This is a genomic window from Corynebacterium sp. HMSC074C05, from assembly GCF_001838325.1.
In the GTDB taxonomy this organism is placed as follows: domain Bacteria; phylum Actinomycetota; class Actinomycetes; order Mycobacteriales; family Mycobacteriaceae; genus Corynebacterium; species Corynebacterium amycolatum.
This window is the reverse complement of record NZ_KV836285.1, coordinates 244,063-262,980: the sequence shown is the minus strand read 5'-3', so window position 1 is coordinate 262,980 and position 18,918 is coordinate 244,063. Positions and strand designations below refer to the sequence as shown.

16 protein-coding genes are annotated in these 18,918 nt (G+C 58.4%); 11 read left to right on the top strand and 5 right to left on the bottom strand.

Annotated elements, in window-relative coordinates; all coding sequences use genetic code 11:
* Positions 1–227 precede the first annotated feature (227 nt).
* From glf to HMPREF3042_RS04415, 11 genes are all read left to right on the top strand, one after another.
* On the top strand, positions 228–1,424 hold the full coding sequence (gene glf / locus HMPREF3042_RS04465) for a UDP-galactopyranose mutase (RefSeq protein ID WP_070856238.1): 1,197 nt from the start codon (positions 228–230) through the stop codon (positions 1,422–1,424).
* 36 nt (positions 1,425–1,460) lie between these two features.
* A complete protein-coding gene (locus HMPREF3042_RS04460; RefSeq protein WP_231367158.1) occupies positions 1,461–2,381 on the top strand; it encodes an EamA family transporter in 921 nt (306 codons plus the stop codon).
* 182 nt (positions 2,382–2,563) lie between these two features.
* Positions 2,564–3,577: an alpha/beta hydrolase gene (locus tag HMPREF3042_RS04455; protein WP_070856190.1), complete on the top strand. Its 1,014-nt coding sequence runs from the start codon at positions 2,564–2,566 to the stop codon at positions 3,575–3,577.
* Positions 3,578–3,776: 199 nt separating this feature from the next.
* A complete protein-coding gene (locus tag HMPREF3042_RS04450; protein ID WP_070856188.1) occupies positions 3,777–5,837 on the top strand; it encodes a glycosyltransferase in 2,061 nt (686 codons plus the stop codon).
* Positions 5,821–6,411 (top strand): phosphatase PAP2 family protein, encoded by a 591-nt coding sequence (locus HMPREF3042_RS04445; protein ID WP_049171825.1) that lies wholly within the window; start codon positions 5,821–5,823, stop codon positions 6,409–6,411. Before HMPREF3042_RS04450 ends, HMPREF3042_RS04445 begins: the two co-directional genes overlap by 17 nt.
* A gap of 29 nt (positions 6,412–6,440) precedes the next feature.
* On the top strand, positions 6,441–7,460 hold the full coding sequence (locus HMPREF3042_RS04440; protein WP_070856236.1) for a decaprenyl-phosphate phosphoribosyltransferase: 1,020 nt from the start codon (positions 6,441–6,443) through the stop codon (positions 7,458–7,460).
* Between the two features lie 484 nt (positions 7,461–7,944).
* On the top strand, positions 7,945–8,988 hold the full coding sequence (locus tag HMPREF3042_RS04435) for an alpha/beta hydrolase (RefSeq protein ID WP_070856186.1): 1,044 nt from the start codon (positions 7,945–7,947) through the stop codon (positions 8,986–8,988).
* Positions 8,989–9,542: 554 nt separating this feature from the next.
* Entirely contained in the window at positions 9,543–11,654 is a 2,112-nt protein-coding gene (locus HMPREF3042_RS04430) for an alpha/beta hydrolase-fold protein (RefSeq protein WP_070856184.1), read from the top strand.
* Positions 11,655–11,691: 37 nt separating this feature from the next.
* Positions 11,692–12,180 carry a DUF732 domain-containing protein gene (locus HMPREF3042_RS04425; RefSeq protein ID WP_070856182.1) on the top strand — a complete coding sequence of 163 codons (489 nt, stop codon included), beginning with the start codon at positions 11,692–11,694 and terminating at the stop codon, positions 12,178–12,180.
* Between the two features lie 5 nt (positions 12,181–12,185).
* Entirely contained in the window at positions 12,186–13,112 is a 927-nt protein-coding gene (locus HMPREF3042_RS04420; protein ID WP_070429907.1) for a cutinase family protein, read from the top strand.
* 219 nt (positions 13,113–13,331) lie between these two features.
* Positions 13,332–13,889, top strand: coding sequence for a TM2 domain-containing protein (locus HMPREF3042_RS04415; protein ID WP_070559861.1), 558 nt, complete (start codon positions 13,332–13,334; stop codon positions 13,887–13,889).
* A gap of 18 nt (positions 13,890–13,907) precedes the next feature.
* Here the strand turns inward: HMPREF3042_RS04415 and HMPREF3042_RS04410 are convergent, their stop codons facing one another.
* The 5 genes from HMPREF3042_RS04410 to HMPREF3042_RS04390 form a co-directional block, all read right to left on the bottom strand.
* Positions 13,908–15,272, bottom strand: a complete 1,365-nt coding sequence (locus HMPREF3042_RS04410) for a PFL family protein (protein ID WP_070856180.1) — start codon at positions 15,270–15,272, stop codon at positions 13,908–13,910.
* Between the two features lie 14 nt (positions 15,273–15,286).
* Positions 15,287–15,556 carry an ACT domain-containing protein gene (locus HMPREF3042_RS04405; RefSeq protein WP_016421638.1) on the bottom strand — a complete coding sequence of 90 codons (270 nt, stop codon included), beginning with the start codon at positions 15,554–15,556 and terminating at the stop codon, positions 15,287–15,289.
* 234 nt (positions 15,557–15,790) lie between these two features.
* Positions 15,791–17,317, bottom strand: a complete 1,527-nt coding sequence (locus HMPREF3042_RS04400; protein WP_070856178.1) for a peptide MFS transporter — start codon at positions 17,315–17,317, stop codon at positions 15,791–15,793.
* A gap of 86 nt (positions 17,318–17,403) precedes the next feature.
* A complete protein-coding gene (locus HMPREF3042_RS04395; RefSeq protein ID WP_070856175.1) occupies positions 17,404–17,775 on the bottom strand; it encodes a DUF3054 domain-containing protein in 372 nt (123 codons plus the stop codon).
* Between the two features lie 62 nt (positions 17,776–17,837).
* Positions 17,838–18,881 carry a lysylphosphatidylglycerol synthase transmembrane domain-containing protein gene (locus tag HMPREF3042_RS04390; RefSeq protein ID WP_222866939.1) on the bottom strand — a complete coding sequence of 348 codons (1,044 nt, stop codon included), beginning with the start codon at positions 18,879–18,881 and terminating at the stop codon, positions 17,838–17,840.
* Positions 18,882–18,918 lie beyond the last annotated feature (37 nt).

Sequence of the window (18,918 nt, the reverse complement as noted above, 5' to 3'; positions counted from 1 at the left end):
TGTTACCAGTGTGACTAAAAAAATCTAGTGAGACATCTGTGTTTCCCCGTTAATTTTGGGAAAATTATCAAATAATGTGACCAAATGAACGTTGGGTTGGGCTCACGTGGACGTCGTAAAGCCCGCGTGTACACCCGCAAACCGGATGGAAATGCAATAGGTTTTAAGGCGTGAGTAGCGAAAAGAACATCACTGCCAATGAATTTGCTCCGAAGTCCCTACAGGACATCAAGGACAACACCTACGACCTCATCGTGGTCGGCTCGGGTTTCTTCGGTTTGACCGTTGCTGAGCGGACCGCCAATGAGCTGGGCAAGCGCGTGCTCGTTGTCGAACGCCGCAACCACATCGGCGGCAACGCCTACTCGGAGGCAGAGCCGGAGACTGGCATCGAGGTGCACAAGTACGGTGCGCACCTGTTCCATACCTCTAATAAGAGGGTGTGGGACTACGTCAACCAGTTCACTGACTTCACCGACTACCAGCACCGCGTGTTCGCTATGTACAAGGGCACCGCGTACCAGTTCCCGATGGGGCTGGGGCTAATCAACCAGTTCTTCGGCAAGTACTACAGCCCGGACGAGGCTCGCCAGCTGATTAAGGACCAGACTGATGGTCTGGATCCGCGGGATGCGAAGAACCTTGAGGAAAAGGCCATCTCCCTGATTGGCCGCCCGCTGTACGAGGCCTTTGTCAAGCACTACACTGCCAAACAGTGGCAGACGGATCCGAAGAACCTGCCGGCCGGAAACATCACCCGCCTGCCCGTTCGCTACACCTTTAATAACCGCTACTTCAACGACACCTACGAAGGTCTGCCTGTCGACGGCTACACCGCCTGGCTGGAAAACATGGTGACCTCCGACAAGATTGACGTCGTTGTCGACGCTGACTGGTTCGAGGTGCGCGACGAGCTGCGCGCTGTCTCCCCGGATGCTCCGGTCGTCTACACCGGCCCGCTGGACCGCTACTTCGATTACGCAGAGGGCAAGCTGGGTTGGCGCACCCTGGACTTTGAGATGGAGGTTGTCAACACCGGCGACTTCCAGGGCACCCCAGTGATGAACTACAACGACGCAGATGTGCCGTACACCCGTATCCACGAGTTCCGCCACTTCCACCCGGAGCGCGATTACGTCAAGGACAAGACGGTAATTGTTAAGGAATACTCCCGCTTCGCCGATGATGGCGACGAGGTCTACTACCCGATCAACACCCCGGAAGATCGCGAGATGCTGGAGGCTTACCGCAAGCTCGCCGCAGCAGAAGCGCAGGAGAACAAGGTCCTCTTCGGTGGTCGCCTGGGTACCTACCAGTACCTGGACATGCACATGGCAATCGGTTCCGCACTGTCGATGTTCGACAACAAGATTGCGCCGTTCTTCAACGACGGCGAAGCGATCCAGCAGGAGCGCGGGCACTAGTTTGCCGCTTGCGGCTCCCGCGCTAGTATTGCGCGAGTGTCGCGCGAAGAAAACCAAACCGAAGTTCCCCAGCAGGGGCCATTGCTACAGCGTGTGAACAAGTTTCTCACCCTGCCAGTGGCTCCCGTAATTCTGGTTCTCATCGGTTCTCTCGGCACCCAGGCCGCGGCCGTGCTGGTCACTGGCATGCTTTCCACGGTCGGCGCGCCGGGCATATCGGGCTTGCGCATGACTGCCGCCGCCATCATCATGGTGGTCCTGTTCCGGCCAAAGCTGTCCGGGATGACCCGCGCTCGCGCCATCAACATCGTGGTCTACGGCATCGCTATGGGCATGATGAGCATGATGATTTACGCCGCCATCGCCCGCCTCCCGCAGGGCGTTGCCGTCACCATCGACTTCCTCGGCCCCTGCGTCGTGTCCTTCCTGGGACTGAAAATGTGGCGATCCCGCCTGTGGGCCATCGTCGCTTTCATCGGCGTTGCCCTAATCGCCCAGCCCTCCAATGACCTGGACCTTATCGGCATTGGTTACGCCGCGATCGGCGCGATTTTCTTCGGCGCCTACACACTCTTCTCCGCCCGAATGGGCAGTTCCGAGGGCGGCGGCATGCCGGATCTGGCGCTGTCAGTGGTCGTCGCAGCAATCGTGCTCGCGCCGTTTTCCGTTTCCGCCGCACCGCTTGTCGACGGTTCGATGTGGGCCACCATCGTTATTTCTGGGTTCATTGGTGCTGTTATTCCCTACGTGATGGACACCATCGCTGCGGGAATTGTCTCAGCGGCGGTCGTCGGCACGCTCTTTGCACTGGATCCGGTTATCGGTGCAATCCTGGGCTGGGCGTTTTCCGGTGACCGAGTGACTTGGTCCATGGCGCTGGGCATTGTGCTGATCGCGGTAGCCGGCGCGATTATTACCTGGCGTGGGGCGCGGGAGTCGCGCGAGCTTGCGCAGTAGAAACGCGAATACCGGAACCCGCCGAAAGGTGGGGTTTCGACGTGTTCTGCTGGAAAACAACAGTGAATGCGGGTAAGTTTGTCGAAGATTTATTGTTTCTTAAGGTAATTCCCTGAAGAGGAAACACGCCTGATAGCTCCCACCGGTCGTGGGGAGTCGCACATTGTGAGGAGAATGCACACGTGAAAATCACCTCTACTTTCCGTGGTTGGCGCCGAAAGGTTGCAGCCGTTGCGTCCGCAGCAGCTGTAGCTGCGTCTGCATTGACCATGGCGCCGGCCGCGAGCGCGGCGGGCGACCGAGGTTCGCTGCGCCCGGGTTGTGAATGGGATTCATACCAGTACTTCACCCAGAAGTGCCAGGTTTATTCGCCGGCCATGGATCGTGATATTCCGGTCCAGATTGTGGCCTCTGCCAATGGCGGTAACAAGGCTCTCTACCTGCTAGATGGCCTGCGTAGCCCGGCTGATGCCTCAGACTGGGTGGAGCACGGTAACGCTCCACGTACTTTTGAGGGGTCCAACGTCAACCTGGTTATTCCAGGTGGTGGCGGCGGTAGCTTCTACACCGACTGGAAGCGTCCGTCGGTTAGTGTGCACGGTCCGTTTGTAAACATGTGGGAGGCTTTCCTGACTCAGGAACTGCCGGTTTACCTTGAGCGTGAGTTCGGCATTTCTCGCACTGGTAACTCCATTGCAGGTCTGTCCATGGGCGCATCTGCTGCACTGTCGCTGGCATACAACCACCGAGACCAGTTCGGTCAGGCTCTTGCCTTCTCCGGTTACCTGCACACCACTGCGCCGGGTATGACCACTGCAATTGAGGCTGCTCAGCTGTCGGCTGGCTACAGCTCCTTCGACATGTGGGGTGCGCCTATGTCAGCGGAGCGTGTCCGCAATGATCCGTACCTGAACGTCGAGAAGATGAAGGGGCTGGATCTGGTTATTACCTCGGCAAATGGTGTTCCGGATGAGGTTCGCGATCCGAAGAACCTCTACCGTGTCGTCCCGAAGGCCGGTGGCGTTGCGCTGGAGTCGCTGTCCCGCTTGTCCACCCGCGAGTTTGAGTTGCGTGCTCGTACCTCCGGTCTGGATGCCACGTTTGAATACGAGCAGACCGGTATCCACGATTGGCCGACCTGGGATCGTAACCTCCAGAACTCCAAGGCCCGCATCGAAGGTTTCCTCGGAGCTTAAAACTAGAACCTGAACGAAAAGCCCCTATGCGCAGCAGATAGTCCGCAGCGCTTAGGGGCTTTCACATTCTGGGCTGTCGCTAGCGTGGCAACAAGAGGCAATCCGCCACGGGCACTAGGATGCTATGAGATAGAAACGTCGGTAACTTATCGGCGGCAACATCCCCGGTAGACCTTTCGGAAAGTGGTTGATACGTCTCATGGCATCACAGCCTGAACAAAAGCGGACACATACCCCGACAACGTCGTCAAGCCTTGCCGTTGAACGCCTGCAGCGGATTTTGCTGCCAAAGTTGGGTGAGCCGCGTGATGTCCGCTCGCTCTACTTGGTTGAGCCGGAGACTAACGCCGGTCGTGTGCAAGCGCATTCACGCACGTCAGCCACCATTCCGGCGGGCGATGAAGTCAGTTTCGAAACCTATTTCAATGCTTTTCCGGCCAGTTACTGGCGCCGGTGGACGAATCTGGACAATGTTGTCCTGCGCCTGGAGCTGTCTGGCACAGCGCGCGTGGATATCTACCGTTCGAAGATTGATGGCGCTCGCATCGCTGTGACGGGCGAGGTTGTCGGTGACCTGGGCGCTGCTGCTGAAGGCACAGAAGCCAAGGTGGACGGCAAGGATGTCCACGTCTGCGAAATCCCAGTACCGCTGACGCAATTTGAAGACGGTGGCTGGATCTGGTTCGACCTGACCTGCGAGACGGACGTAGTGATCCACTCTGCAGGTTGGTACTCCGATATCGAGGCGCCGAGCCAGACGTACCCGGACGGCACGGAGCATCCGGCACCGGAGGGGCGCGTCACTATCGGCATCCCGACGTTTAATCGCCCGACCGATGCGGTTGCTGCACTTGAGGCACTGTCCTCGGATCCGGAAGTCGATGCCATTATTGACACTGTTTTGATGCCTGACCAGGGCACCAAGCACCCGGCAGACGAGCCTGGCTTTGATGCTGTTTCCGAGCACTTTGGTGATCGCCTGCGTATCTTCCCGCAGGGAAATCTCGGTGGCTCCGGTGGTTACTCCCGCATTATGTATGAAGCCTTGGGGGGTCCGGACTCCGATCCGAAGCGCGCGACTGATAGCCCGTTCATCCTCTACATGGATGATGACATCGCTATCGAACCGGATTCCATCCTCCGTGCGGTCGCCGTCGGCCGGTTCGCGAAGTCCCCGATGCTGGTTGGCGGTCAGATGCTGAACCTGCAGGAGCGCAGCCACTTGCACTCGATGGGTGAAGTCATCGGCCGCCATGACTTCATGTGGACCTCCGCGCCACACGTCCACTATGACCACGACTTTTATGCGCACCCGCTGCGCGATCGCGGGGAGCACGGCACTAACGCAACCGGTGAGGTTGTTGATTCGAAGGACCTTCACCGTCGCATCGATGTTGAGTTCAACGGCTGGTGGATGTGCCTGATTCCGCGCGTCGCTGCTGAGACAATCGGTCAGCCGCTGCCTCTGTTTATTAAGTGGGACGATGCCGAATACGGCCTGCGCGCAGGCAGGGCAGGCTTCCCGACGGCCACGTGGCCGGGCGTTGCAATTTGGCATATGGCCTGGTCGGACAAGGACGATGCGATTGATTGGCAGGCGTACTTCCACCTGCGCAACCGCTTGATCGTCGCGGCTCTTCAGCACGAGGGCGATGCTGCCGGCATCGTGCGTTCCATGCGCAAGGCCACGTTCAAGCACCTCCTGTGCCTGGAGTACTCCACTGTTGCCATCCAAAACGAAGCCATGAAGGACTTCTTGGCAGGCCCGGAGCATCTGTTCGACATTCTCGAATCGTCGCTGCCGCGCATCAATGCCCTGCGCAAGAGCTTCCCCGACGCGGTTGTGCTGCCGAGTGCAGGTGATCTGCCAAAGCCCTCCGGTATTCCGGGGGTTCCGACAAAGGATGTCGGTGGTCGTCTGGGCAAGCTGAAGAAGGTTGGTTGGCTGGCCAAGGGGCTGCTGCACAGCGTGCGCCCGGAAAACTCCGAGCACCACGAGGTGCCGCAGGCGAACCTGGCGCCGCTAGAGGCTCGTTGGTTCTCCCTGTCTCGCTTGGACGGTGCCACAGTTACTACCGCTGACGGCCGTGGCGTGGTGTATCGCCAGCGTGACCGCGACAAGGCCAAGGCTCTGCTGGAAGAATCTTGGGAGCTGCAAAAGCAGGTTGAGGAGCGTTTTGAGCAAATGCAGGCACGCTACCGCGCAGCCTATGACGATCTGACCAGTAGGAAGGCCTGGGCGAATGTCTTCGAAAATTAAAGGCGATCCGTTTGGTGAGTCCGACGTTCTCGTTAATATTCAGCACACGCTTAACGACGTCCCGGGTGTGCTGCCCACCGCGCGTGCCATGAGCTATTTCGGTGAACACGCCCTTGGGTGGATGGGGCTCGCTGCTCTCGGGGCAGCGGTGGATAAGGAGCGACGCATTGGCTGGGCAAAGGTCGGTGTGGCCGCCTTTACCTCGCATGCGGCATCGGTGGTGCTTAAGCGCATTGTCCGTCGCCCGCGTCCCCATGACCGTCGTATAGCAATCGGCGTTGGCACACCGAGCAAGCTGAGTTTCCCGTCCTCGCACGCGACGTCGACGACGGCGGCGCTGGTGGGGATTGCAAAGTTGGGTTACCCGGCAGCACCGGCCGTGGGGGTGCCGGCGATTATGCTCTCCCGCTTAGTTCTGGGAGTGCATTACCCAACCGATGTCGCTCTCGGAGCGGCGCTGGGTACAGCCACTGCTCTTGCGGTGGACAAGATAGGTGATAAGGTCATCGAGCCGAAAAAGGCGCAGCATAACCAGGGTGGACAGCCCTCCATTGCGGAAAGGAATGCACAGTGACACAGGCGGAGAACGACAACTTGGCCAATGTGTCGGCCAATCAGCGGCAAACTTCTCAATCAAGGATTGGGTCCGAGCCGCACACTTCCGGTATCGATGAGCCTGCGCACCCGCAGGGGCATCCGCCGAAGAATCTGCTGGACGGCATGATCAAGGCGCTTCGCCCGAAGCAGTGGGTGAAGAATGTCCTAGTCATTGCGGCTCCACTGGCAGCCGGCAACGAGATCATGGACTCGGGACGTTCGATCGGCACGCTGACCGTCGACATCCTGGTGGCGTTTGTGGCCTTTTGCTTGGCAGCATCGTCGATTTACCTGATTAATGATGCCCGCGATGTCGAGGCTGACCGTGCGCACCCAACCAAGCGCTTCCGCCCAATTGCCGCTGGCGTACTGCCGGTGAGCATGGCGTACATTATGGCGGTCGCACTGATTATTGGTTCGATTGCGGTGTCCTGGTTTGCCTCTGAGGGGCCGGGGTTAGCAATTGTTGTGGCTGTATACATTGCGCTGCAGCTCGGTTACTGCTTTGGTCTGAAGCATCAGCCGGTGATTGATATTGCGCTGGTGTCCTCGGGTTTCATGCTGCGTGCAATGGCCGGCGGTGTTGCTGCCAACATCAACCTGTCCCAGTGGTTCTTGCTGGTTGCCGCCTTTGGTTCGCTGTTTATGGCAGCCGGTAAGCGTTACGCTGAGCTGCTGTTGGCGGAGCGTACAGGTAAGAAGATTCGTAAGTCGTTGCAGGGTTACACCGCGACTTACCTGCGCTTTGTGTGGACCCTCGCTGCGACCGCCGTGGTACTGAGCTACGCGCTGTGGGGCTTCGAGATGGGGCGCGCACCGGGCACTTCGTCCACTTCGGCTATTTGGTACGAGATTTCGATGGTTCCATTCACTGTGGCCATCCTGCGCTTCGCAGCCGACGTCGACCGTGGTGATGCGGGAAGCCCGGATGAGATTGCGCTCAAGGACCGTCCGCTGCAGGCACTGGCCGTCCTGTGGCTGCTGTCCATTGCCATCGCTGTCTACGCTGTTCCGGCTCTGGGGTAGTTCCTTGTTCTTTTCCCATTAAGCGAACTACGGTTTCCGTCGGTTTCTCGTCGGGTTCTCGTCGGTTTCTCGTCGGTTTCGGTTGGTAGCTGAAGGCCCATGCATCGAGGGGTGCATGGGCTTTTTTCTGTATCTCGTTAGTACTTAGGTTGTGTTTGGGGTTCTTGTAGGCGTGTTTTAGATGTCTCAGTCAGTCCTACGGGTCAGTCGGGGGCAGAATTACAAATCTGTAATTCCTCGCTGGTAAACAGTGTTTCTCCTTGTGGCGAATAGTTTTGTCGGGAAATGTGAGAAATATTACGGAATGGTTACGATTTTAACTTGGTTGTAGGGAAACGATTGAGTATCGTTACATACTCGAGATTCTTTTGTGGAGTCTCCAGTTGTCGCGTCACAACTGGAAGCAGAAAAGCGAAAGCTCGCGCAAGCGACTGCCTCCGAGAAGTCTGGCGCGGAGGTAAGTCCGAAAGTAAAGAGGAGAACGATGAGCTTTACTGCAGTGAGTCGTAACTTCACGGTGAAGGTCGTAGCTGCCCTCGTAGCGGTTGCGATGGTCTTTGGCGGCATCATGCTCGCATCCGCGAAGGACGCGAGTGCTGATCCAAACCGTGATCGACTGCGCCCAGGCTGTGAGTGGGATCCATACAACTGGTGGGTTCAGTACTGCCAGGTTTTCTCGCCAGCTATGAACCGCAATATTCCGGTTCAGATCAAGGCGGCTACTGGTGGCGGCGATGCCTCCCTGTACATGCTCGACGGTCTGTGGGGCTTTAATAAGGGTGCGTCCGGTTGGATTTGGTCGGGCCATATTGCTCAGACTTTTGCCAATGACAACATCACTCTGGTTGCGCCGGCTGCTGGCGACGGCTCCTTCTATGCCGACTGGAACGCTCCGGCAGTGACCGCTGAAGGGGTCAAGACCCAGAAGTGGGAAACCTTCCTGACCCAGGAGCTCCCGGTCTATTTGCAGCGTGAGTTTGGTGTTAATCCAAACCGCAACGCGATTGCTGGTTTGTCCATGGGCGCAGCCGCGGCAGTGGCACTGGCGGCCCGTCACCGTGATCAGTTCAAGCAGGTCACTTCGCTGTCCGGTTACTACCAGATGTCCAACCCGGTAGTTGCTACGGGTACCACTGCAATGGTGGCCGGCACTGGTGTTGTGAATCCGACTGGCATGTGGGGTCTTCCGGTTCCGGCGTCGGCGGAACGCCAGGCTCATGACCCTTCGATGCTGCTCGATCAGCTCCAGGGGCTGCCGATGTATGTTTCCTCCGCCCAGGGTGTTCAGAGCCTGTGGAGTGACCCGGAGGTTTTGAACCGTCCGGTGCCGCAGCTCCCTGACACTGTCTGGCGTGCCGTAATGGAGTCCGTCTCCCGCGCTTCGACGCAGCGCTTTGAGCAGGACGCTCGCGCTGCCGGCCTCAATGCGCAGTTTGTCTACAGCCCGAACGGTATCCACTCGTGGGAGCTGTGGGGCCGTGATGCCGCGCTTGCTCGCCCGCACATTCTTGGGGCGCTGGGGCTTTAAGTCGGTATTTGTTTCAGAGCGCTCTGGTGCCCTCGTGTGCTGACCTAGCTCTGGTGCTGGATAACTGCGTAAAGGGGCTAGCTTCTTAAGAAGTCTCAATTTTGAAAAAGACCAATCCTTTTGTTGGGATTGGTCTTTTTTCTGTGTCAAGTCCGGGTTTGGATGCTGAGCGGAAGGTGTGGGTAACGGCTTAGAGGGGCGCAAAGAGTTGCCCTGTCAAAGCTTGAATTCAGTTCCTTTTGCGTGTGTCTCCACGGTTTTTACCCGTAAGAGGGTAAACATGAGAGTCGAACCTTAAAGTAAAGGGTGAAGCTATTCAGGTAGCTATACCGTTTGTTTCGCAGAACGTGTGTGAGATTCTTCTTGCAGCGGCACGCCGGAGGAGGGGAACCTTCGGATACGTTGCTGGTCACCACGTAATTCTGAGAAGCGGAACGGTAAACGCATAGCTCTAGCGCCGCGTGATGCTATCTGCAGGTGCCTAATCGGCGCCGGTGCAACACTCAATGTCTCAAATAATTTCAACCAGCGACTTTGTAAAGGGAAGCCCTCTTATGCGCGTAACCGCTAGATTCCTCCGTGGTGGCCTCGGCAACAGCCGGAAGTCATCGCGGGCGTTGACCGCACTTTTGGCACTACCGTTGACTCTCGCTCTCGGTGCCCCTGCTGCAGTGGCGGCTCCCGAGCCAGCTCAGCCAGGTCTGCCCAGCTACGAGGAACTTCAGGCCGTTCAGGGGCAGTTAGCTCAATCTGGAGACCTGGGAGACCTTGCTAAGGCCGCTGAAGCAGCGCAAGCTGCTGGTGCGCAGCTACCTGGCCTGGGCATGCCGAAGCCGATGCCGGGGCCGGAGCGTACGCCATTTAAAGTCGATACTCCCGCAGTGGCGAACCTGCCCAGCGGAGTCAGCGTAGACAAAGTCGAGTGGTACACAGATCACCACGTCATTGCGCACATTCGCTCGGCTGCCATGCCGGAGAAGCCAATTCAGGTTGAGATTTTGCTGCCGCGCGATTGGTACCGCGACAAGGAGCGCACATTCCCGAGCGTCTACCACCTTGACGGTATGGCATCGTTTGATGACTACTCCGGTTGGATTCGCGCTACCAATATCGAACGCTTCTACGAGGACAAGAATGTCCTGGTGGTTATGCCCGCCGGCGGTACATCGTCCTTCTACTCTGACTGGGATCAGCCAGATAACGGTCAGAACTACAAGTGGGAGAGCTTCATTACTAAGGAGCTCGTGCCGGTTATCACCAACGGCTTCCGCGGCAACGATGAACGCGGCATCATCGGTATCTCCATGGGCGCTACCGGTGCTTACAACGTCGCAGCACACTCGCCGGAGCTGTGGAAGTTTGCCGGTAGCCTCTCAGGTTACCTAGACATGACTTCGCCCGGCATGCCGCAGGCAATCGCTCTGGCGATGAAGAACACCGGTGGCTATGACGCGACGAAGATGTGGGGCCCGCTCGGTTCGCAGCGTTGGAAGGACAATGATCCGAAGCTGAACATCGACAAGCTCAAGGGCGTGTCGCTGTACATCTCGGCGGGTAACGGCAACACCGGTGAGTGGGACGTGCCGTCGCAGATCGATCCGACGAAGCCGGACAATCCGACCGGTTACGCATTGGAAGTGCTTTCCCGCATGACCAGTGAGACCTTCATCCGGAATGCTCGTGAAAAGGGCGTCGAGCCGGTTGTGAACTTCCGGAGCTCGGGTACTCACACCTGGCCGTACTGGCAATTCGAGGTCAGTCAGGCCTGGCCAACGCTGGCCGATACACTCCAGTTGCCGGAGTCCGATCGTGGCGCGGTCTGTCGTGTAGGCGGCGAGATTGAAAAGGCCGTCGCATCGCTGCCGGGAATCGGCACCTGCCTGTCGGATGAGTATGGCGTCGCCAAGAATGGCGTGGCTCAGGACTTCACCGGCGGTACCGCCTACTGGCACCCGGATTCCGGGGCACATGTGGTCTGGGGGCGCATCGGTTCGCGTTACAACGAGCTCGGCGGTCCGTCCTCGCCGCTCGGCTACCCAGTGACCAACGAATTGGCTACGCCGGATGGCTCGGGACGATTCGTCCACTTCGAAAAGGGGTCGATTTACTGGACTCCGGAAGGCGGAGCCCACGAAGTCACCGGCGACATTATGAACGCCTGGGGCAAGGCCGGCTTCGAGACCGGTCCGCTGGGCTACCCAGTCGCCAACCACCGCGATATTCCGGGCGGTGTCGCCCAGGACTTCCAGGGTGGCACCATCGTCAAGATCGGCGGCGAAGAACCTCGCATCGTGCGTGGTGAAATCGGCCGTGTCTACAAGGAGCTCGGTGGCGCCGAGTCCGATTTGGGTCTGCCTGTCGACGGCGACGAGGTCAAGCTCGCCCGCGGCGCTTTCCAGCGCTTTGAACACGGTGCCATTTACTGGACTCCGGAAACTGGTGCGCAGCCGGTGCGCTCCAACGACATCACTGACCACTGGGGCAGCACTGGCTACGAAAATGGCCCGTTCGGTTACCCGGTCGGCCCACTGCAGCCAGTCAAGGCCGGCGGTCTTGAACAGCAGTTCGAGGGTGGCTGGATTCGCCAGCTCAACGGCAAGATTGTTGAAGAGCGCAATAAGCCAGAAGCGCCAGCCCCAGCCGCCGACAACAGTGATGACAAGTAAGCCAACCAAAGCAGGGCACTGAATAAGGGATAGACAAATGTCCATGAACAAGTCCTTCCGGACACTGGCTACAACCACAGCTGTTGCGCTGCTGACCTTCGGAGTGGCCGCCTGTGGCAGTTCCACAGTGGAGTCTTCGGAGGTCACCTCGTCAACGACTACGAAGACGTCTACGACGTCGTCAAGCACGAAGACTTCTGCGCCGAAGTCGAGCGAAAAGTCTGCGCCGGAGATCACAGATCCCCAAGCTAAGCGCGTGGACGAAGCGCCCGATGGGCAGATGAAGCTCAGCGAGGCGGACGATTCATACCTCGAAGCACTGGAAAAAGCGGGAATTGATATTGCTGGGGTGGAGGATCAGCTCATCGGCACAGGTCGCGCGGCATGCGCAGACGCACCGGAGGAGGAGCGTCAGGTCATCGCGCTGGCGATTGCCGGACAGCTGGTCGCACAGGGGCGCTCACAGGAAAGTGCCGAAGAAGTGGCGAAGACTATTGCAAGCTCCGCTAAAAAGGCGTATTGCTAGCACTCATGCGTAAAGTGCTGACAATTCTGGCGGTCATTGTGCTGGTGGCCGCTATTGGCTTCGGCGTAGTGCAATGGCTTAACGACGACCAAGGCGGTCAAACCCCACCGACCCCCGGCGACGATGGTGGGATTCTGGCCGAACAGCCCGAGTGGTGCCCGGCGGTAGAAGTTATCGCGGTGCCCGGAACTGCGGAATCGCGTGCTGACGATGACCCAATGGCCCCGACCGCGAACCCACATTCGCTGCTGCTTGGCCTGACGAACTCGATTTCGCAGTCCTACTCGGAGGGTGATGTCAAGGTCTGGACTACGCCGTACCCGGCACAGATTAAGACACATCAGCTGCCCGACCAACTCACCTACGATGATTCGCAGGCAGTCGGGCGCGATGTCACCGCTAAGGAAATGGCTGACTTACACGGGCAGTGCCCGCTGACGGACTTCGTCCTGATGGGCTTCTCCCAGGGTGCGGCTATTGCAGGTGATTTGGCCTCTGACATCGGCAATGGCCGCGGTGTCGTTCCGGCCGAGCGCATCGCGGGCGTGGCTCTGTTGGGCGACCCGCGGCGTGACCCCAATCAGGGCGTGAACCAGGGCGTTCCGCTGGCTGGTGTGGGTGTCGAGCTGTCATTGCAGCCCCTCGGCGGCATTGTGCAGGCTGTGGTTCCGGGCGCAACGATGCGCGGTCCACGAGACGGCTTTGGGCCTCTTAATGACAAGGTTCAGAATGTCTGCGTGCCATCGGATTCCTTCTGTGATGTTCCTCCGGCAGTGGCTGATGCGATTGCGCGAGCGCAGGAGATGATTGCCGGCGCGGGTGCGCATGCGACCTACGCCACCAATGATGTGGCAATTCCGGGGACGACTCCGCTGGCCTGGACTGAGGGCTGGACTCGTGAGCTGATTGAACAATCGCTAGCGCGACGGTAGAGGCAGCTCAAAAATGTGCGAGACGCGCCCGACCTCGACGGGTACTTGCTGTTAGAATCTTGCTCAAGAACTGGTGTTTAACGTTTCAAAACAACAGGTTCGCTAAAGTTTCGAAAGAAATTGACAAAAATTGCAGGAAGCAGTCTGACAGAACCGGTTATTATCGCCCAAGGAACTGCTGTTCATGACCGGATAATCTAGTCGAAAAGGTAGGGTGCAATGACGAATCCGACAAACCCATATGGAGATTTCGACGAAGACGGTATGCCGAGGTCCCGGGGAAAGTTCGCTGACAGCTCGGGTGCTTACAGCTCCGGTATGCCGTACTCGGATCCGTACCCACCGCAGCAGCCGAACATGGGGCAGGGCTATGAGGACCCGAGCCAGCACAATTTCCACAACGGGTACTCGAACCCGTATCAGAGTGGTTACCCAAACCAGCAGGCGCCGGCGTATTCCGCTGGCTTCGGTGGCCCAAACCCGCACCAGGGCTACGGAGGCGCAGGTGCTCCTGTCTCGGATAAGTCCAAGATTGCAGCGGCTCTGCTTGCCTTCTTCCTGGGTACCCTCGGTGTTCACAACTTCTACCTGGGGCACAACTCGCGTGGTGCTATTCAACTAGCACTGACGGTATTCGGCTGGATTACGGCTATCCTTCTGGTCGGATTCTTCCTAATCATCGGCGTCAGCATTTGGGCATTTATCGAGTTCATTTTGATTCTCGTCGGTAGTGGCTCCTACGCCTATGACGCTAATGGGCGCCGCCTGCAATCGTAGGAGCCTCGTCCGAAGCCGCTAGTTCCTGAACCCGTGCACCGGGGCGGGGATGTAGCCGCCACGGGCAATGAACTCGGCATTGCCCTTGGCATTGACATCAATGACCGGCGCATATCCGAGCAGACCACCGAAGTTCACCTCATCGCCCGGCTTGGTACCTGGCACCGGAATGAGGCGGGCGGCGGTGGTTTTGTGGTTCATCACACCGATGGCGGCCTCGTCGGCAATCATGCCGGAAATCGTGGTCGCAGGCGTGTCACCAGGAATTGCAATCATGTCGAAGCCCACCGAACAGATAGAGGTCATCGCCTCCAGCTTGTCCATGCTGATCGACCCCGCACGGACAGCATCAATCATGCCCTTGTCCTCAGAGACCGGGATGAACGACCCGGACAGTCCACCGACGCGTGAACAAGCCATCAGGCCGCCTTTCTTGACGGCGTCGTTAAGCAGCGCGAGCGCGGCAGTGGTGCCGTGCGTGCCGACCTGCTCCAATCCCATGTGTTCGAGGATGTGAGCGACGGAGTCACCCATCTCAGCGGTCGGCGCGAGCGAGAGATCCACGATGCCAAAAGGCACGCCCAGGCGCTCCGACGCCATCGTGCCGACCAGCTGACCCGTACGTGTGATCTTGAACGCCGCCTTCTTGATCTCCTCGGCGACTTCGTTGAAGCTGGCGCCCTGCAGATCGCCGAGCGCGCGATCGACCACCCCCGGACCCGAAACGCCGACGGACACGACACAATCGGGCTCCCCGACGCCGTGGAACGCGCCGACCATGAACGGATTGTCGCCCACCGCATTGGCGAAAACCACCAGCTTTGCGCAGGCAATCGAGCTGCGGTCAGCGGTTTGCGCCGCGGCTTCCTTTACTACCTCGCCCATGCGACGCACTGCATCCATGTTGATGCCCGCGCGTGACGACGCAACGTTGACCGAGCTGCACACCAATTCGGTCTCGCTCAGAGCGTGGGGAATGGAGTCGATGAGCCGCTTCTCGCTGGTCGTCGCACCCTTTTCGACGAGCGCCGAGTAGCCGCCGAGGAAGTTCACGCCAGAATCGCGGGCGGCGCGGTCGAGGGCCTTGGCCACCACGGTGGGATCGCCTTCGCAACCGGCCGTGATGAGGGAAACTGGTGTGACGGAGATACGCTTATTGACAATCGGAATGCCCAGCTCCGCCTCGATACCCTCGCAGACCTCCACGAGGCGAGCGGCCTGCCTGGTTACGCGGTCATACACCGCCTGTGCGGTGGCTTCCATTTCAGAGCGAGAGCACTCGAGCAGGGAAATTCCCATAGTGACCGTCCGGATATCCAGACGGTACTTCTCGATCATGTCAATGGTGTCGAGGAACTTAGATTGCGCGAAGTTGAAATCCATCCTGGTCGCGCCCTTTAAATCTCGTTGACGGCGTTGAACAGCGCCTCAGACTGGATTCGAATGACAAGCCCCTCCCGCTTGCCGACGGAATCCATGTAACCCTGCAGCGTGCTGATGGGGGTGGCCTTCTCGTTGAACTCCACCCGCAGGATCATGGTGAACCATTTATCCATGAGGGTCTGGGAAACATCGACGATGTTGACGTCCTGCTCCGCCAGAGCAGTGGTGACGGCGGCGATGATGCCGGTGTGATCCTCGCCGGTGACGGTAATGATGGCAAACATGGCCTCAATTTTAGCTGGTGGGGAGGTGGGGAAAATCTGTGGATGGCGGTTGTGCTGGTGGCAAGTTTGTGGCGAAGCATGTTCAGGGACTGCTTAAGACACTTCACGACACCTATGGCACCTTGTGCCAGCTGTGGAGGTGGCATGAGGTGCCATAGGTGTCGTGAAGTGGGGAGGCGGGGGGGGAGGGGCGTGGGCGTGGGCTGTGCCAGAGCGCGAGCCAGCCCTGCAGCCCTATCGGACGTCGACGAACTCCTTGACAATCCACTTGCGCAGTGCGAGCAGAATCAGGCCCAGGACAACAGAGGCGATGCCCAGGGTGATGAAGAAGGTGTTCTCAGCAGCGGCATCTTCGTAGTTGTAGAAGCCAGCCAGGGTGCCTGCCAGCGAAGTACCCATAGCGACTGCCATCAGCCAGACGGCCATCATGCGCGACGGGAATGCTGCCGGAGCGACCTTGGTAGCAAGGGCGTTGCCGACCGGGCTCAGCATGAGCTCACCCATGGTGAACAGGAAGAGAATCCAGATAATCGCATACAGCGGAGTGGAGTTCTCACCGCCACCGGAGAATGGAATGAAGAAGAACAGCGAGATACCGATGATGATGTTGGCGACGCCGAACTTCACCGGGGTGGACCACTGACGGTCACCAAGCTTGGACCAGGCAGCTGCAAAGACCATCGAGAAGGCGATGATGAAGATTGGGTTGATCGAGTTAATCCACGCCGGGGACATTTCCCAACCGAAGATCTCGCGGTCGAGGCGGATATCTGAGTAGATGGCCAGCACCGTGAACTGCTGCTGGAAGATACCGAAGAACAGCACGCCTGAGACGAACATCGGAATAAAGCCAATCAGGCGAGTCTTCTCCGGAGCCGTCGTAAGTGGCGAGGAGTACATCTGCCACCACAGCACCACAGCGGCAATCAATGCGATAACAGTGACCACGGTGGAAAGGGCGGTGACCGGAACAATACCGGTGGAAACCAGCGTAACTGAGACAACAGTGATGACTACTGCGATGCCAATCCATACCGGGTACTGCTTCTTTGGCAGCGGGTTCGGAACGTCATGGCCGGCCTCGGCGATGGTGGACTTGCGCATCAGGATGTACTGAATCAGACCGGCAGCCATACCGATAGCGGCCAGGCCGAAGCCCCAGTGGAAGCCCTTCATGCCCCAGATCCAGCCGGTGAGCAGCGGGCCGAACAGGGCGCCGATGTTGACGCCCATGTAGAAGATGGAGAAGCCCGCATCACGACGTGGGTCATCCTTGGCGTAGAGCTGGCCAAGCACGACCTGTGCGTTGGTTTTCACACCGCCGGAGCCAATCGCGATGGAAACAAGACCAATGGCCAAGCCCGTCACGCCGGGGATAACCGCCAGGGAAATGTGTCCAACCATGACCAGGATGGCGGAGTAGAACAGCGTCCGCTCCGAGCCGAGGATACGGTCGGCGACTAGAGAGGCAACGAGTGCGGCCATGTAGACAAGACCGCCGTAAGCACCGACGATGGAGGTAGCAGCGCCCTTATCCAGGCCGAGACCGCCCTGGGTGGTCTCGTGGTACATGTAGAAAGCCAGGATGGCCTGCATGCCGTAGAAGCTGAACCGCTCCCACATTTCGATGCCGAAGAGGTTGGCGAGACCCCACGGCTGACCCATGAATGTGCGTTCTTCGCTGGGCCCCGCGGGGTCCTTAGCAGTTAGGGCTTCGGCAGTTGGTTGATGGCCGAGAGCCTCGTCAGAAGAATTGTCCATTCTTCAATTATCGAGGCGTCGCGCAGAAATTAAAAACTGATTTAGTCAAAGAACTAGTTCGAAGGATTAGAAACGAGCCCGAAGGCTTAGTCCAGAGACTTACGGGCAACCGCATTCGACGCTGCACGCCAACCCAGCAGCAGCAAGGCACTCATGACCGACGCGACCAGGATGAACGACCAGTGTGGAATCTGAGAATTGCGGGTGGCCCACACAGCTAGGCCGACGACGACAGTACCGAGCCACACAATTGCGCCTGAACTCACTGCACGCGGGTTCGGCTCATTCTTAATCAGCGCGGTTCCCAGGAGGACACCGAATGCGAACGGCCACCAGGTATCGAGGATATTGATGAAGGTAAAAGGATCCTCGGGAGTGTTGTGAGCCAGGCGCGCTAACACGGCGAAAATAAAGATGGCGAGGATGTCAATCAAGAACGTCGATACGCGTGTGTTCATGCTTCTTAGTCTAGCGACCCCTCAGATTGGTGGGTGACTAGCGACCAGCGGCGAGGAAGCCATTAGCGGTCAGCGACAGGCTGATGCTCGGACTGATCTTTATGGTCGAAGCCGAGGGCGTAGATAATCCAGCCCACAATTGCCACCAGGACGAAGGAAACGATGCGGTAGACCAGCACCGCTGCAAAAGCCTCGGCGCCGGTGGTGCCGCCTGCGATGAGAGCCGCAGTCAAAGCGGCCTCGACAGTGCCGATGCCGCCCGGTGTGGCCTGGATGAAACCCGCGAGCTTGCCGGTTACGAAGGCCAGCAGCACCTTCGTAGCGGAGATGTCATCGACACCAACGGCCCGGATGGCGGCGTAGAGACAGACAATTTCCGCCACCCAGTTGATAAAGGACCAGGTGAAGGAAAGAGCTAAAGTTTGCACGGGCAACTTCACGCTGGTCAGCTGTTTGATGGACTCTTCAAGTCGGTCGACATCGGTGTCTGCGGGCTTCTTTCGAATCTTGTTAAAGACACGTAGACACCATGCACCCGCCTTGTTGAGGAAAGCTGGGTTCTGCGAAATCCGCCACAGCAAAATGGTGGCTAGTAACACCACAATTGCCATAGCGATGAGCACTGCGGTCGTGCCGCCCTGTCCTACGAAGAAGAGGCTGCCAAGCCCTAGAAATGCCAGACCTAAAAACGACAACGCACCCGAAAAAAGCACGAACCAGCTGACAAGGACCGCGGATGCGCCCCACTGCATCATGCGCTTAATCTGCAGCGCCGTGGAAAATGCAGCACCACCGGGAACGGTGACCGCCCACGCGTTGGATGCGAGGGTTAACGCATTGGTGCTACGGCGAGTGGCTGCTTTGACGTCTCCAGCTCGCAACAGCAGACGCATCACTTCCGCCATCGCGTAGAGCGAAAAAGCCACGGAAAAAATGGAGATGAACAGCCACTTAGCGTCAACATCCGCAAGGATTTGCAGCCCTTGGACGACACTGTCCCAGTTTCTTACCGTCAGGACGATACCGGCAATCACGAGGGCTACGAGGATTATCGATCGTAGCCAGCTCGAATTGCCGGTTTTGAGGACATTTTTAAGTCGTGACATAAAAAAGAAGCCTGTTCGTCTTCCTGTTCGTCGTCGC

Excerpts from the sequence above, each read along its gene's own strand:
- HMPREF3042_RS04450 (WP_070856188.1), top strand. The coding sequence starts at position 3,777 with ATGGCATCACAGCCTGAACAAAAGCGGACACATACCCCGACAACGTCG.
- HMPREF3042_RS04430 (WP_070856184.1), top strand. The coding sequence starts at position 9,543 with ATGCGCGTAACCGCTAGATTCCTCCGTGGTGGCCTCGGCAACAGCCGG.
- HMPREF3042_RS04400 (WP_070856178.1), bottom strand. The coding sequence starts at position 17,317 with ATGGACAATTCTTCTGACGAGGCTCTCGGCCATCAACCAACTGCCGAA.
- HMPREF3042_RS04415 (WP_070559861.1), top strand. The coding sequence starts at position 13,332 with ATGACGAATCCGACAAACCCATATGGAGATTTCGACGAAGACGGTATG.
- HMPREF3042_RS04410 (WP_070856180.1), bottom strand. The coding sequence starts at position 15,272 with ATGGATTTCAACTTCGCGCAATCTAAGTTCCTCGACACCATTGACATG.
- HMPREF3042_RS04420 (WP_070429907.1), top strand. The coding sequence starts at position 12,186 with ATGCGTAAAGTGCTGACAATTCTGGCGGTCATTGTGCTGGTGGCCGCT.
- HMPREF3042_RS04395 (WP_070856175.1), bottom strand. The coding sequence starts at position 17,775 with ATGAACACACGCGTATCGACGTTCTTGATTGACATCCTCGCCATCTTT.
- HMPREF3042_RS04425 (WP_070856182.1), top strand. The coding sequence starts at position 11,692 with ATGTCCATGAACAAGTCCTTCCGGACACTGGCTACAACCACAGCTGTT.
- HMPREF3042_RS04405 (WP_016421638.1), bottom strand. The coding sequence starts at position 15,556 with ATGTTTGCCATCATTACCGTCACCGGCGAGGATCACACCGGCATCATC.
- HMPREF3042_RS04445 (WP_049171825.1), top strand. The coding sequence starts at position 5,821 with ATGTCTTCGAAAATTAAAGGCGATCCGTTTGGTGAGTCCGACGTTCTC.
- HMPREF3042_RS04390 (WP_222866939.1), bottom strand. The coding sequence starts at position 18,881 with ATGTCACGACTTAAAAATGTCCTCAAAACCGGCAATTCGAGCTGGCTA.
- HMPREF3042_RS04435 (WP_070856186.1), top strand. The coding sequence starts at position 7,945 with ATGAGCTTTACTGCAGTGAGTCGTAACTTCACGGTGAAGGTCGTAGCT.